Annotated in this window: 10 protein-coding genes and 1 pseudogene; 3 read left to right on the forward strand and 8 right to left on the reverse strand. The window is 38.7% G+C overall.

All coding sequences use genetic code 11. The features are described 5' to 3' along the window. Positions 1 to 259: 259 nt before the first annotated feature. Positions 260 to 1,492 carry a tyrosine--tRNA ligase gene (tyrS, locus tag KTH84_RS18035; RefSeq protein ID WP_133971046.1) on the reverse strand — a complete coding sequence of 411 codons (1,233 nt, stop codon included), beginning with the start codon at positions 1,490 to 1,492 and terminating at the stop codon, positions 260 to 262. A gap of 61 nt (positions 1,493 to 1,553) precedes the next feature. On the opposite strand from tyrS, the gene KTH84_RS18040 reads away from it, so the two are divergent. After that, positions 1,554 to 2,681 (forward strand): anhydro-N-acetylmuramic acid kinase, encoded by a 1,128-nt coding sequence (locus KTH84_RS18040; RefSeq protein ID WP_262474574.1) that lies wholly within the window; start codon positions 1,554 to 1,556, stop codon positions 2,679 to 2,681. Positions 2,682 to 2,808: 127 nt separating this feature from the next. Further along, positions 2,809 to 3,653: pseudogene (locus KTH84_RS18045) on the forward strand (alpha/beta fold hydrolase). Between the two features lie 60 nt (positions 3,654 to 3,713). Here the strand turns inward: KTH84_RS18045 and erpA are convergent. The 4 genes from erpA to KTH84_RS18065 form a co-directional block, all read right to left on the reverse strand. Beyond that, positions 3,714 to 4,049: an iron-sulfur cluster insertion protein ErpA gene (gene erpA, locus KTH84_RS18050; RefSeq protein WP_133971040.1), complete on the reverse strand. Its 336-nt coding sequence runs from the start codon at positions 4,047 to 4,049 to the stop codon at positions 3,714 to 3,716. Between the two features lie 123 nt (positions 4,050 to 4,172). Further along, the gene (locus tag KTH84_RS18055) at positions 4,173 to 5,177 is read right to left on the reverse strand and encodes a putative solute-binding protein (protein ID WP_262474577.1); all 1,005 of its coding nucleotides are present in this window, start codon (positions 5,175 to 5,177) and stop codon (positions 4,173 to 4,175) included. A gap of 351 nt (positions 5,178 to 5,528) precedes the next feature. After that, positions 5,529 to 6,536, reverse strand: a complete 1,008-nt coding sequence (locus KTH84_RS18060; RefSeq protein WP_003656045.1) for a putative solute-binding protein — start codon at positions 6,534 to 6,536, stop codon at positions 5,529 to 5,531. A gap of 255 nt (positions 6,537 to 6,791) precedes the next feature. Next, a complete protein-coding gene (locus KTH84_RS18065; protein WP_262474579.1) occupies positions 6,792 to 7,796 on the reverse strand; it encodes a putative solute-binding protein in 1,005 nt (334 codons plus the stop codon). A 253-nt stretch (positions 7,797 to 8,049) separates the two neighbouring features. On the opposite strand from KTH84_RS18065, the gene KTH84_RS18070 reads away from it, so the two are divergent. Then, positions 8,050 to 9,978, forward strand: a complete 1,929-nt coding sequence (locus KTH84_RS18070; RefSeq protein ID WP_262474581.1) for an ATP-binding cassette domain-containing protein — start codon at positions 8,050 to 8,052, stop codon at positions 9,976 to 9,978. Positions 9,979 to 10,028: 50 nt separating this feature from the next. Here the strand turns inward: KTH84_RS18070 and KTH84_RS18075 are convergent, their stop codons facing one another. The 3 genes from KTH84_RS18075 to gyrB form a co-directional block, all read right to left on the reverse strand. Then, entirely contained in the window at positions 10,029 to 10,955 is a 927-nt protein-coding gene (locus KTH84_RS18075) for a hypothetical protein (RefSeq protein ID WP_133971032.1), read from the reverse strand. A 125-nt stretch (positions 10,956 to 11,080) separates the two neighbouring features. Then, on the reverse strand, positions 11,081 to 11,473 hold the full coding sequence (cybC, locus tag KTH84_RS18080) for a cytochrome b562 (protein ID WP_262474584.1): 393 nt from the start codon (positions 11,471 to 11,473) through the stop codon (positions 11,081 to 11,083). Between the two features lie 37 nt (positions 11,474 to 11,510). Next, complete coding sequence (gene gyrB, locus KTH84_RS18085) at positions 11,511 to 13,979, reverse strand: DNA topoisomerase (ATP-hydrolyzing) subunit B (protein ID WP_133971028.1); 2,469 nt, start codon at positions 13,977 to 13,979, stop codon at positions 11,511 to 11,513. Positions 13,980 to 14,023: the final 44 nt, after the last annotated feature.

Here is a 14,023-nt window from a genome sequence, read left to right on the forward strand (position 1 = left end):
AAGATTCCAAAGATTCCAAAGATTCCAAAGATTCCAAAGATTCCAAAGATTCCAAAGATTCCAAAGATTCCAAAGATTCCAAAGATATATTAGAGCAAATACTCTACGCTCAACCTATATTTCTTTCTTCTTATTTGCTTTGATTACTTTTTCATTATTACGATGATTAGATTGTTCCACGTGGAACGTTGAATTGTTTTTGTAATCCTTAAATAAAAAAAGCAGGATTACTCCTGCTTTTTATCACGACACAACATTCTTAGTCAGTAAACGTTACACGTGCAATTGCTTTTTTACCTGACTGGATAATGAAAGTACCGTTTTCTTTTACAGAGAAACTTGCATCAACAGCTTTCCAGTCAACTTTTACTGCACCACGAGCTACCGCATCTTTTGCAGCTGCTGCATTTGGATTCAGGCCTGCTAAACGTAGAATCGTGGCAATAAAGATTTCTCCACCAAACTCACCACGTGAAATAGTCACTTCTGGGGTGTCTTCGGGTACTTCACCTTCTGTAATAAGGTTGCCAGCACTTTTATGTGCATTAGCTGCAGCTTCTGCATCATGGAAACGTTCAACTAGTTCAAGTGCAAGAATACGTTTTACTTCTTGCGGATTACGACCAGCAGCAATTTCATCTAATAAAGTTTTGATCTCATCTAGAGATTTAAAGCTGAGTAAATCGAAATAGCGTTCAATTAAAGAATCAGGCATTGATAAAACTTTTTGGTACATTGCCCCTGGTGTATCAAATACACCAATATAGTTACCTAAAGATTTAGACATTTTATTTACGCCATCTAAACCTTCTAGAATCGGTACAGTGATACACACTTGTGATTCTTGGCCATAACGACTTTGTAAAGTACGGCCCATAAGTAAGTTAAAAGTCTGGTCTGTACCACCTAACTCTACGTCAGCTTCAAGTGCAATAGAGTCATAGCCTTGAACTAAAGGATATAAAAACTCGTGGATCGCAATTGGCTGATGGTTGCTATAACGCTTTGTAAAGTCATCACGCTCTAACATACGAGATACGGTTTGTTGGCTTGCCAACTGAATAAGGTCAGCAGCAGACTTCTGATTAAACCATTCTGAGTTAAAACGTACTTTTGTTTTATTTGGGTCTAATATTTTGAAAACTTGTTCTTGATAAGTTTTAGCATTGGCTTCTACTTGTTCGCGTGACAACGGCGGGCGTGTTGCGCTTTTGCCTGTCGGGTCGCCAATCATGGCAGTATAGTCACCAATCAAGAAGGTTACTTCATGACCTAAATCTTGGAACGTTTTTAATTTATTAATAAGAACCGTATGTCCTAAATGTAAATCTGGTGCTGTAGGGTCAAAACCAGCTTTAATTTTAAGAGGACGGTTCTCTTTGAGCTTTTTCAGTAAATCTTCTTCTGAAATAATTTCGTGCGTGCCTCGTTGGATGAGGGCAAGCTGTTCTTCGGCGGGCAAGAAATTTGACATCACAAAACCTAAACACATCAGTTATTCAATTTGTGCGATATACTAACATTTTTTCAGCGTCTTGCAGGGGAAGTTGCATATGAGCGCAATCTATATCGGCGTAATGACTGGCACTAGTATGGATGGTGTAGATATTGTTGCGGCTTCATTTGAACCACTACAGCTTCATGCCACTCTTACAGTTCCATTTGAACCCGAGTTACGTGATGAGCTTATGGCATTAACTTTACCCGATGACAATGAAATTGACCGCATGGGTAAAACTGATGTTGCTCTAGCGAAAATGATTGGTCATGGTATTAATACTCTCATTGAAAAACATCAATTAGATCGTAGTCAAATTAAAGCGATTGGTTCACATGGGCAGACAATTCGTCATCGCCCAGAGCATGGTTTTACTTTACAAATTGGTGATCCGAATATCATTGCAGAAATCACTCAAATTCCTGTCGTTTCTGATTTTCGTCGCAGAGATATGGCAGCTGGCGGTCAGGGTGCACCATTAGTTCCAGCTTTTCATCAAGCATTATTTCAGCACCCAAGTATTCATCGTGTGATTTTAAATTTGGGTGGTATTGCCAATGTGAGTATGCTACCTGCCAACAATGCAGATGGTGTATTTGGTTTTGATACAGGCCCCGCAAATATTTTGATGGATGCGTGGTGTCATCGCCACACGGGTCATCCATATGACGAAAATGGCGATTGGGCAGCTTATGGACACCCTATCCGCTCTTTACTCGACCGTCTTCATGCACATGAATATTTTTCTAAAGAACCACCGAAAAGTACAGGACGTGAAGATTTCAATATTGACTGGTTAGATGATCAGTTAATCGATTGGCGAAACGATTTAACTTATGATGAGTTGGAAGACACACCTGAAAACATTCAAGCCACCTTATTAAAGCTTACTGTGCGTGCCATTCAAAAAGCGATTTACCGTTCTGAGATGGAAACAGGTGAAGTATATGTATGTGGTGGTGGTGCTTATAACTCTTATTTATTAGAACAATTACGTTGGCGTTTACGTAAACACAATTGGTCAGTTCAACCTACAGATGTGTTAGGACTATCCCCGACTTGGGTCGAGGCTACAGCGTTTGCTTGGTTAGCAATGCGTTTTGTAAACGGATTAAGTGGTAATTTGCCAGCGGTAACAGGTGCTTCGGATTTCAGAATTTTAGGGACGATCACGGCAGTATAAAGCTATTTATTGATTTGATTGGTCAGATTCGACCTCATAGCACATTTACTGACCCGAAATGCTGTTATTTAAATGAGTATAAAAACTCATGATAAATGCCGACAAAAATAATTTAAGGCATGTTTTCATGGATCTGACCAAACGTATTCATCAATACACACGTGGGGCTTGGACATTCGATGTAATTGATTCCGGCCCTATATAGATGGTCCACTCGTTGTTTTATTGCATGGTTTTCCAGAAACTGCTCATAGTTGGGAGCAAACCTCCAAGTTATTGCATCAACATCAATTTAGAACACTTGCAATTCATCAACGCGGTTATAGCTTAAATGCTAGACCTCAAAGCCGATTTCAATATTCACTGAGTGAACTTGTAGAAGATGTTGCAAGTTTTATTAAGCAATTAGATCAACCCGTCTATTTAATTGGGCATGACTGGGGATCGGCAATCGCTTCAGGCGTAGCAATGAAGTATCCACAATATATTCAACATCTCACTTTAGTTTCAGTTCCTCACCAAGCTGCATTTTTAAAAGCCTGCCTAAGCAGCAGCCAACTCTTTAAATCTTATTATTTTGCAGTTTTTCAGCTTCCTCTTCTTCCTGAATTTTTATTTAAAAAGTTGCCTAAATTAGGTCGTAAATTTCTTAAGTCATCTGGTATGACCGAAGAGCAAATTGCGATATTTGAGGCTGAGTTTATAAAGGAAAATAGATTATCTACGGCGTTGAATTGGTATCGTGGCTTTTTTTGGGATAAGCCTCAAAGCCCGTTTAAAACAATAGATGTTCCTACTCTTTTTATTTGGGGTAAACATGATATTGCCGTTACAGAAAAAAGTGCCAAGTTAAACTCAAGTTATTTTAAAAATAGTTATAACGCAGTTTTTATGGATGCTTCGCATTGGATTCCATATCAGAATGCACCTGAACTTGTGCAATACTTTTTAGAATCTATCCGTGAAAAGTAATGATCTGATCAATAAAAAAACCTCTCAAAACAGAGAGGTTTTTAAATTTTAAAATTCTTTTTAAATCGAGAACGAAGAACCACAACCACATGTTGTTGTCGCATTCGGGTTTTGTATGATAAAACGTGACCCTTCAAGGCCTTCTACATAGTCAACCACTGAGCCAATTAAATATTGGTAACTGAGCGAGTCAACAAGCATTTTTACATCGCCATTTACAAATTCTGCATCATCTTCATTTGCGCTTTCAGCAAAATTAAAGCCATATGAAAACCCTGAACACCCGCCTCCTGTCACATATACACGTAACATGAGATCGTCATTCCCTTCACTATCACGGAGTTGGCGTACCTTATTGGCAGCATTATCTGTCAAAACTAGAGCTTGGGCATTCATGAGATTGTTCCTCGGATTTTGCTGTGTCTTTCAAAATAAAAAAGACCCTATATTGAGTATAGCATAATCAATATAGGGTCTGTCTTCGAAGTTTAAAGCTAATCTTGAGTGTTTTTATCAAGATTATTTGTAATTCTCGTCTTGCAAGCCACATTCAAAGTTTTTAGCATCTTGCTTACAGCGGAATTGCCATAATAATTTCATCATACGTTTATCATATACACCACGTTGTGTAAGGCTAATTCGTGACTCACGCATCAGCTTTTGGTAACCCGGTTTATCTGCTGGTGGAACATCCATCCAGTATTTTTGTGGAATATCAGCTTTCATTTTACCTAAAATGGTAAAGGCACGTGGTAACTGACCCGAAACCCACTCTCTAGATTTCTGACCAAAACCAGCTGGGAACTTATCAGGACGGATAATAATATTTCCTGTCACTTGTAAGATCGGATAGTTCACGATCGCCCCTTTTGTCCCTAAACCTTTTTGTAGTTCCAAAGGTTTAAAGGCCGCCGCTGGCGCACCAATAATGTCTACCTGATGGTTATTAAATTTAGCACCGAAATTTGTTATATCGGCACTAACAGCCTGCGCCCCTACCTGCTGAACCATAATCTTTTGCGCTTCATCATAATCAAGAACAGCAATTTTTTTACCTGCGGCTTTTGCTACTGTATTGATGCTACGGTCATTTACTAACAGATAGGCATCTCCAACTGGTATAACACCTACAACCTCATAGCGGCCATTAACCATATATTTACTAAAAGTCGAACTTGCCAGACCTTGCATCACTTTTACAGCAAGCTTGAGGTCAGGAATGGCACCAATGGCATCTAATGAGCCTGTAAAAGAGTTAAATTGACGACCACGCATGCCTGATACACTAATACCGTCACATTTGCCTGCTTTAAAATCTTCGGCAATCACGGCTTCATTTTGGTTTACTTTAAGTTCGATATCAGCTCCCCAAGTTTTAGCGGCAAGTTGATAGTCCTTCATCAGCGCATATACATCACCATTTTTACCAACGAAGTCAAAAACACATACTGTTTGTTTAGCCTGAGCTGCAAAAGAAACTGTTGTAAGTCCCATCGCAAGTAATAGCATTTTGGAAAATCGCATATTCTTTTTCCTTTCCTTGTGGAGTTTTTTGTTTTTCGATACCAAGAAATTTCACACCAATATGGTATGAGTCGGATAGTCTTCATATAAAAAATCATGTTGAAGATATTTTTACGGATCCATTTTGCTTTTATGATTTTATTTCCATCAAAAATAGATAGTCGTCTATCTATTAGCAATTATTTTAATCACAGAAGTCCTTGATCCATTTTTATACCTTCATATTTCCTTATGAAGTTTTTATCTAAATTTAGCTTAACGTCTTTCTAGTTATCCACAATGGCAGAATTGACAACATATACAAAACAAAAAGCCTAGAACTAAGTCTAGGCTTTCTGAGAAAAATTAAGATTATTCACCAGGCATTGAACATTCAAAGTTAGCCTTGTCTACAGAACAACGTGCTTTTTTCAATACAGACATCATACCTGCATCGTAAACACCGCGTTTAGTTAAGTCCATGCGGCCATCACGCAACATTTTTTGATACTTAAGTTTGTCTTCTGCACTTAAGTTCATTTTGTATTTGCCAGGAATTTGCGCTTCTAAACGATTGATCATTGCAAAGTTCTTAGGCAACTGTTTAACGAACCAGTCACGAGATTTTTGACCAAAACCAGCTGGGAATTTATCAGAACGTAATACTAGATCTGCTGTAACGTGCAATACAGGGAAGTTCCACATTACACCGTTTGCACCTAAACCTTTATTTAACTCTAATGGTTTATAAGCGTAAGCGGGCGCACCAACCATATCTACTTGGCCATTATTAAATTTAGCAGCAAAGTTTGAAATATCAGAAAGAACTGCTTGAGCACCTACACGCTGCACCATAATTTTTTGTGCATCGTCATAACCTAATACAGCGAATTTTTTACCCGCAGCTTTTTCAACAGAGTTGATGTTTTTGTCACGTACGAAAATGAATGCTGAACCTAGCGGAGAAATACCAGCAACTTCGTATTTTTTACCACCCATATTAGTGGTCATTTTTGCTGCATTACGCGCATCTAATACATAAGTAATTGCACGTTGAGCGATTTGGTTATTTGGAACACCACCGAGTGAGTCGATAGATCCTGCGAATTTGTTATATTGGCGGGCACGCATTGCTGTCATTGCTACAGCATCACATTTACCAGCTTTAAAATCATTATCAGCAACAGCCTCGTCCTGACGAGGTACCAAGTTAATTTCAGTACCCCAGCCTTTTGCAGCTAGAGCCCATTCTTCCATCATTTTATATGAGTCGCCTGCTTTTCCTAAGAGGTCGAATACACATACGGTACTCGCTGCTTGCGCTGAAGCAGAAAAACCAACAACAGAAGCGGCAGCCATAGCAAGTACGATTTTTTTCATTTTCTTCATCCTTCCACGGAATAGATTTTTTGTTTGAAGTTTCCTTTCAAAGACAGATATTAATCATGTTTTCTACAAAAAAATAGAGCTTTTACTCAATTTTTTTTACTCTCTTGGACCATTGTTTGTCTGCTATAAATTATTTACTAGCCAGAAAAATGGCTGATTTTACGTAAGTTATTTTTTATATTCATAATTTTCATATCCATATTTAGTTTTGAAATATATGTAGCGTTTTTGTGATGAAAAAACAATCTACTCTCCAGTCAGTGTGCATTCGAAATTTGTCCGCTCAATTGTACAACGGGCACGCTTCAGTACATTCATCATTGTCACATCATATACGCCCTGTTTTGTTAATTTGAGACGTCCTTCACGCAAAAGTTTTTGGTATTTGGTTTTATCTTCTGTTGAAAAACTCATTCTAATTTTTGAGGGTACATTCATTTCTAGCCGTTTAATCATGGCAAAGTTCTGAGGTAATTTTTGTATAAACCAATCGCGGGACTTTAGGCCAAAATCCGCAGGGAACTTATCACTTCGCGTAATTAAATCTCCAGTGACATTTACGACTGGAAAGTTAAACATAGCTCCATTTGTTCCAATACCTTTGCCAATCTCTAATGGTTTATAAGCATAGGCCGGAGCGGCAATTGCATCGACTTGCCCACTATTAAACTTTTTCACAAAATCGGTTATTTCAGAGGGGATGGGCTCAGCCCCTACACTTTCTACCATAATTTTTTGAGCAAGGTCATAATGTAAAATAGCGAATTTTTTACCCTTTACTTTTTCGATCGAATTAAGGCTCTTATCTCTTACAAATAAATAAGCCAAACCAATCTGAACAATACCAACAACCTCATAGTTCGTTCCATTTTGGATAGTTACTAAGCGCTGTTTATTGCGTTTATCTAGAACATAACTAATTGCTTTTTGGGCAATAGCGTTACTCGTCACACCACCAATTGCATCGATAGAACCCGCAAATTTATTATAATTTCGCGCGCGCATTGAAGTCATATAAGCTGCGTCACATTTGCCTTCACGCAGTTTACGGTCAACCAGACCTTCATCTTGAAATGGAATTAAAGTGATATCAGCTTGCCAGCTTTTAGCTGCAAGTGCCCACTCTTCCATCATTTTATAAGATTCCCCTGATTTTCCTAATAGATCAAATACACATACATTTTGTCCCGCATGTGCTGTCCCCATAGCACAGCAAAATACTGTACTCATCATCCCCAATCCCTTTTTCATTTTACTTTCCTTAGTCTGGTTTTATTAGTAGCTTATTAATCAACCAAATTTTAAACTGTTTTTATTTTAGTCATATTTTTTTAAATGTGTTCTATCTTATTCAATATTTTGAAAATTTCGGATGAATAGCTGAGTCTAGAGTTTTTCTATTTCTATAATTATTGTCTGCTTCTAACTAAAATCCGGAAAGTTTTGTTTTCATCGGCAGTTCTCTTTAAAATACAGCATCCCTAACTCACCTCGATACAATAAGATGATTCAATTTGACCAAGTTTCTTTACGCCGCGGTGGACGTGTTCTATTTCAAAAAGCGTCTATGCAATTACACCCAGGCTGGAAGATTGGTCTGACGGGAGTGAATGGTGCAGGCAAATCCACCTTATTTGCAGCTTTACTTGGAAGTTTAGGTGCCGATGAAGGTTCGCTGACTCGCCCTTCAGGCTGGATCGTGGCGCATATGGCGCAAGAAGTAAAAGCACTAGACATGCCTGCAATCGATTTCGTTCTTTCAGGTGATGAAGAGTTTTGGGATATTCAAAATAAGCTTACCCAACCCGACCAACTTACTGACTCTGAACTGGCTCAATTGCATGGTCGCTTTGATGAAATTCATGGTTATTCAGCACCATCTAAAGCGGCTCAACTCATGGCTGGTCTTGGTTTTCTAGAAAATCAATTACGTTTAAACGTTGCGAGTTTCTCTGGTGGATGGCGTATGCGTTTAAATTTGGCGCGTACCCTAATGAGTCGTTCAGATTTATTATTACTAGATGAACCAACAAACCACTTAGACTTAGATGCAATCTTGTGGTTAGAAGATTGGCTTAAAGCTTATGAAGGTACACTCATTTTAATTTCGCATGACCGCGACTTTTTAGATGCGATTACAGATCATATTCTTCACATTGAAAATCAGGAACTCACCCTTTACACCGGAAACTACTCTACATTTGAAACTACGCGTAGTGAACGTCTTGCTCAGCAGCAACAAGCTTTTGAGAAGCAAGAAGAAACACGTGCTCACCTACAAAAATTTATTGATCGTTTTAAAGCAAAAGCGACGAAAGCTCGTCAAGCACAAAGTCGAATTAAACAACTTGAGCGCATGCAAGAGCTCGCTCCAGCCCATATTGATACACCTTTCACTTTTAGTTTCCGTGAACCGACCAAAATGAGTTCGCCGTTACTGACTTTAGACAATGCCAGCATTGGTTATGGCGATAAACAAATCGCCGAAAAAATCAGATTACAAATTACACCAACCTCTCGTATTGGTTTACTTGGTATGAACGGCGCAGGTAAATCGACCCTAATTAAGAGCTTAGTGGGTGATTTGCCGCTCTTAGCTGGTGAACGCAAGGCATCAGAGTTACTTAATATTGGTTACTTTGCACAGCACCAAATGGATGCTTTAGATGGCCATGCTACTCCAATGTTACAAATTGCCCGTTTAGCCGATAAAAAAATTAGTGAAGCGTCTTTACGTTCTTTTTTAGGTAGTTTTGGCTTTAGTGGTGAGCGCATGGATACACCATGTGAAACCTTTTCTGGTGGAGAGCGTGCTCGTTTGGCCCTTGCACTGATTGTATGGCAGCGTCCAAATGTTTTGATTCTGGATGAACCGACGAACCATTTAGATCTTGATATGCGTCATGCATTGAGCATGGCATTACAAGATTTTGAAGGTGCTGTCGTATTGGTTTCCCACGAACGTCAACTCATTGCAAGTGTTTGTGACGAGCTTCTTTTGGTACACGGCGGGAAATGTACCGAGTTTGAAGGTGATTTACAGGATTATGCAAAATGGCTACGTGAAGCACGTCAGCAACTCATCAATGCTCAAACTACTGTAGGGCAGAATAATTCTTCCTCTACCGCTCCTGCCCCAGCTAAAGTCGATAAAGAAGCACAGCGTAAAGAAGCAGCTCGCCGTCGTGAACAAACTCGACCTATTCGTAAAAATATCGAAAAAATTGAGTCTCAAATTGAGAAACTTCAACTACAACTTGCCAAAATTGAAGAGTCTTTAGCAGATACATCTTTATATGATGCAGCACGTAAAGATGATCTACTCAAGCTTATGAATGAACAGACTGAGCTGAAAGCTAAACTTGAGCAATATGAAGAACAGCTTTTAGAACTCATGATGGAATTGGAAGAGATGGAAGCCTCTTTTGATTAATCTATTTTTCAAAATAAAAAAGCCGATTTCTTAATCGGCTTTTTTATTCATTAATAAGGGGTATAAAAAGCCCCTAATTCATTTAAACTGGTATTGATTGGCAAAGGCCAAACATTGCTTGATAAACTATCTGCAATATATAAATCATAACCACTACGATTTCCAGTTTGTCCAGCAAGAGAAACCACCATGTAACGCTGGTCTAAAGGTGCTGGGTCTGATGTATCTACAACAGTGCTGTTAAATGGCAAACGTGTAGTTTGTTTAGTACTCGTATCATAAACATAAATCTGATCATGTTCATTCGTTGCGCTATACCAGCGTACATATAAAAAACGGCTTCCCTGCCACCATACTGGATAATATGAGGCAATATTAGTCAACTGCGTATCATATGCACCTGACTGATCAATACTAAAAATTCTAGAATTACTACTCGCACCTTTGGCATATAAGATTTGCGTAGTATTGACCATTGGATAAGGCATAGACTCTTCGATATCCCAACCATTTTGAGTGACTGAAGTAATTGCACGATCAGTCATTTTGACGATTTTTAAATCACCATTTTGCTTAAAAATAATACGTTGATTATCTATAAATTTTGGATCTTCATCCCGTTTATTATTTCCCTGAGTCAGATTAATAGGTAATTCCGTACTTCCTACTTTCCAGGCATACACATCCCATGCATCGCCATAATGCTGTCCAGAATTAACCCCCATAAAAGTGAGCCATTTACCATCTGGGGAAAAATGACCATTCATCATGTGGTCAATTTTCCAATTTGCGCCCAGTAATGTGGTTTGCTGCGTGGTGAAATTATAAAGATAAAGCTTACTGTCCCATGCGTCATAATCACTATAACGATGAAATACTAATTTTCCGTAAAAAGTGGGTGCTGTAGCCGCATGTAGTTGAAATAAGCAATTAAAAAATAAAATTACAATACATAAAAGTTTTTGTGTTTTTTTCAAAATTATATTCTCTTGTAATAAATGAGTATCCAAGAGAATAGCAGTTTGCAAATTTATTTTCTTATAAAACAAAAGGCTTTGTCTCAAATTAAACAAAGCCTTTTCTTAATCATCATAAAAAAGAATTATCTAAATTTTTTATGATTTTCATTTCGAATTTTGACTAAATTCATTGCTTCAGTTTTTGCTTGATCTAACTGTCCGTGCTCAACCAATGCTGTTACTTTATCAATCTCGGCAACAAGCTGATCTAAACCAGCTTGGTACTCTTTTATCTGTACATTTTCTGAGGGCAAACCTTCGAGTTTATGCGGCAAATATTGCTTAGAAGAAACCGCTGCTTCACGCATTACAACAAGTTGTTGTTTCGCATTAGCAGCATCTTTCGTTTCAGCAAATGCTTTAGTGCTCTTAGCTAAAGTTTTCATATTCGTTTCTAAATCAGCTGCCCAAACCGCAGAGCTTCCTAAAAACACACATGAGATTAACAAACTAGCTAATACTTTCTGACCCATCATCTTCTCTCCCTAGACTGATTTAGAATCATGTTATGAATTAAGCATCAATATCTGCATTTAAAGCATTCTCTTCAATGAATGCACGACGTGGTTCCACATCATCACCCATTAAGCAAGAGAACATACGATCTGCTTCAATCGCATCGTCAATGGTTACCTGCAACATATGACGGTTTTCAGGGTCCATTGTCGTTTCCCAAAGCTGTTCAGCATTCATCTCGCCAAGACCTTTATAGCGTTGGATCATCATACCGCGGCGCGAATCTTGTAAAATATGCTGCCAAACTTGATGGAAGTTAGCCACTTGAATACGACGGTCACCTTTTTGTAAATAGGCTCCATCTTCAACTAAACTGAACCAGCTTTTCGAATTTTTCAATAAACGTGCATATTCAGCTGAATTTAATAAACCTGCATCAAGCAAATAGGCATGTGGCAAGTTATGAACATATACTGTAATACGTGGCCAATAATGTGCAGATTTTTCACCTTGAGCATTTTCACGTTCAAATGCTTCAAGCGTAATTTCCGGACGTAAACTTGGCTGTAATTTAACAATTGTTTCACGTACTTTCTCAGCCCATTGCTCTACATAAGCCTGATCATGATTTTGATCAGCTTTAAATGCTTCTACTTCAAGTAAAGCATCAAGCAGACTTGCAGGATAACGCAACGTTAAGCGCTGTAAGCTCTTTTGTGAAACTTGGTAATCCTGAATAACCTTTGCAAGGGCTACACCAGTAATTGCAGGAGCTTCAGCATTGATATGTAACGACAATTCATCAATTGCATTCGAAATTAGGTAGTTTTCCAATGCATCATTATCTTTGATGTATTGTTCTTGCTTGCCTTTTTTCAACTTATATAAAGGTGGCTGTGCAATATAGATATATCCACGCTCAACCAACTCTGGCATTTGACGGAAGAAGAACGTTAACAACAAGGTTCGAATATGCGAACCATCAACGTCGGCATCGGTCATGATAATAATTTTATGATAACGTAACTTATCAGGATTATATTCTTCGCGGCCAATACCACAGCCAAGTGCGGTAATTAAAGTACCCACTTCCTGACTAGAAATCATTTTGTCAAAGCGTGCACGTTCAACGTTCAGAATTTTACCTTTCAACGGCAAAATAGCCTGCATTTTACGGTTACGACCTTGCTTGGCACTACCACCCGCCGAGTCACCCTCGACAAGATATAATTCAGAAAGTGCAGGATCTTTTTCCTGACAATCTGCCAATTTACCTGGTAAACCAGCAATATCAAGTGCGCTCTTACGACGCGTCATTTCACGCGCTTTACGTGCAGCATCACGAGCACGTGCAGCATCAATAATCTTACCCGCAATTGACTTCGCAGCTTGCGGATTTTCAAGTAAGTAAGCTGAGAACTCTTTGTTCATCGCTTGCTCAACCGCCGGCTTTACTTCACTTGATACTAGTTTCTCTTTAGTTTGAGATGAGAATTTCGGATCAGGTACTTTTACCGAAATAATAGCCGTCAAACCTTCACGTGCATCGTCACCCGTTACATTAACTTTTTCTTTCTTGAGAATATTTTCACTTTCAAGATATTGGTTTAAACCACGAGTCAAAGCTGCACGGAAACCAGCTAAATGGCTACCGCCATCTTTTTGAGGAATGTTATTGGTAAAGCAACGAACATTTTCTTGATAACTTTCATTCCACTGCAAGGCTACTTCTACGCCAATACCGTTATCTGTATCCGCAGTAAAATGGAAAATCTCATTTAGATGAGTTTTACCTTCGTTAATGTATTTTACAAACTCAGATAATCCACCTTCGTAATCATATACATGTTCAAGGTTAATACGTTCATCACGCAAAACAATACGTACGCCTGCGTTTAAGAATGAAAGCTCACGTAAACGACGCGCTAGAATTTCTACGTTAAAAATGGTTTGAGTAAATGTTAGTTCACTTGGCCAAAAGCGTACCGTTGTACCGCTCTTATCCGTTTCACCAATCACACGTAATGGGTATTGCGGATCACCATGTTGATATTCTTGCTCATGCACTTGACCAGCACGAGAAATCATTAAATGTAATTTACGCGACAGTGCGTTTACTACAGAAACACCTACGCCGTGTAAACCACCGGAAACCTTATAACTGTTGTCATCAAACTTACCGCCTGCGTGCAGAATGGTAAGAATTACTTCCGCTGCTGAAACACCTTCTTCAGGGTGAATATCGGTAGGAATACCACGGCCATTATCGGAAACACTTACTGATTCATCTTCATGAATAGTGACAATAATTTCATCACAGTGACCAGCTAAGGCCTCATCGATTGCATTATCGACTACCTCGAATACCATATGGTGTAAACCGGTACCGTCGTCTGTATCCCCAATATACATACCTGGACGTTTACGAACTGCATCTAATCCACGTAATACTTTAATACTAGAGGAATCATAAGCCTTTTCATTGGTTTGTTCTGTTTGAGAGGCTGATTGAGACTCTGAACTCATGGTTTCTCCCTAGCAAATATAGATTTATTCAAAGATGGGTAACA

Origin of the sequence: Acinetobacter sp. WU_MDCI_Abxb74, assembly GCF_025513915.1 — a bacterium.
Classification (GTDB): Bacteria; Pseudomonadota; Gammaproteobacteria; order Pseudomonadales; family Moraxellaceae; genus Acinetobacter; species Acinetobacter calcoaceticus_C.

Coding starts and splice junctions, on each gene's coding strand:
- KTH84_RS18070 (WP_262474581.1), top strand. CDS start 8,050: ATGATTCAATTTGACCAAGTTTCTTTACGCCGCGGTGGACGTGTTCTA.
- gyrB (WP_133971028.1), bottom strand. CDS start 13,979: ATGAGTTCAGAGTCTCAATCAGCCTCTCAAACAGAACAAACCAATGAA.
- cybC (WP_262474584.1), bottom strand. CDS start 11,473: ATGATGGGTCAGAAAGTATTAGCTAGTTTGTTAATCTCATGTGTGTTT.
- tyrS (WP_133971046.1), bottom strand. CDS start 1,492: ATGTGTTTAGGTTTTGTGATGTCAAATTTCTTGCCCGCCGAAGAACAG.
- KTH84_RS18060 (WP_003656045.1), bottom strand. CDS start 6,536: ATGAAAAAAATCGTACTTGCTATGGCTGCCGCTTCTGTTGTTGGTTTT.
- erpA (WP_133971040.1), bottom strand. CDS start 4,049: ATGAATGCCCAAGCTCTAGTTTTGACAGATAATGCTGCCAATAAGGTA.
- KTH84_RS18065 (WP_262474579.1), bottom strand. CDS start 7,796: ATGAAAAAGGGATTGGGGATGATGAGTACAGTATTTTGCTGTGCTATG.
- KTH84_RS18040 (WP_262474574.1), top strand. CDS start 1,554: ATGAGCGCAATCTATATCGGCGTAATGACTGGCACTAGTATGGATGGT.
- KTH84_RS18055 (WP_262474577.1), bottom strand. CDS start 5,177: ATGCGATTTTCCAAAATGCTATTACTTGCGATGGGACTTACAACAGTT.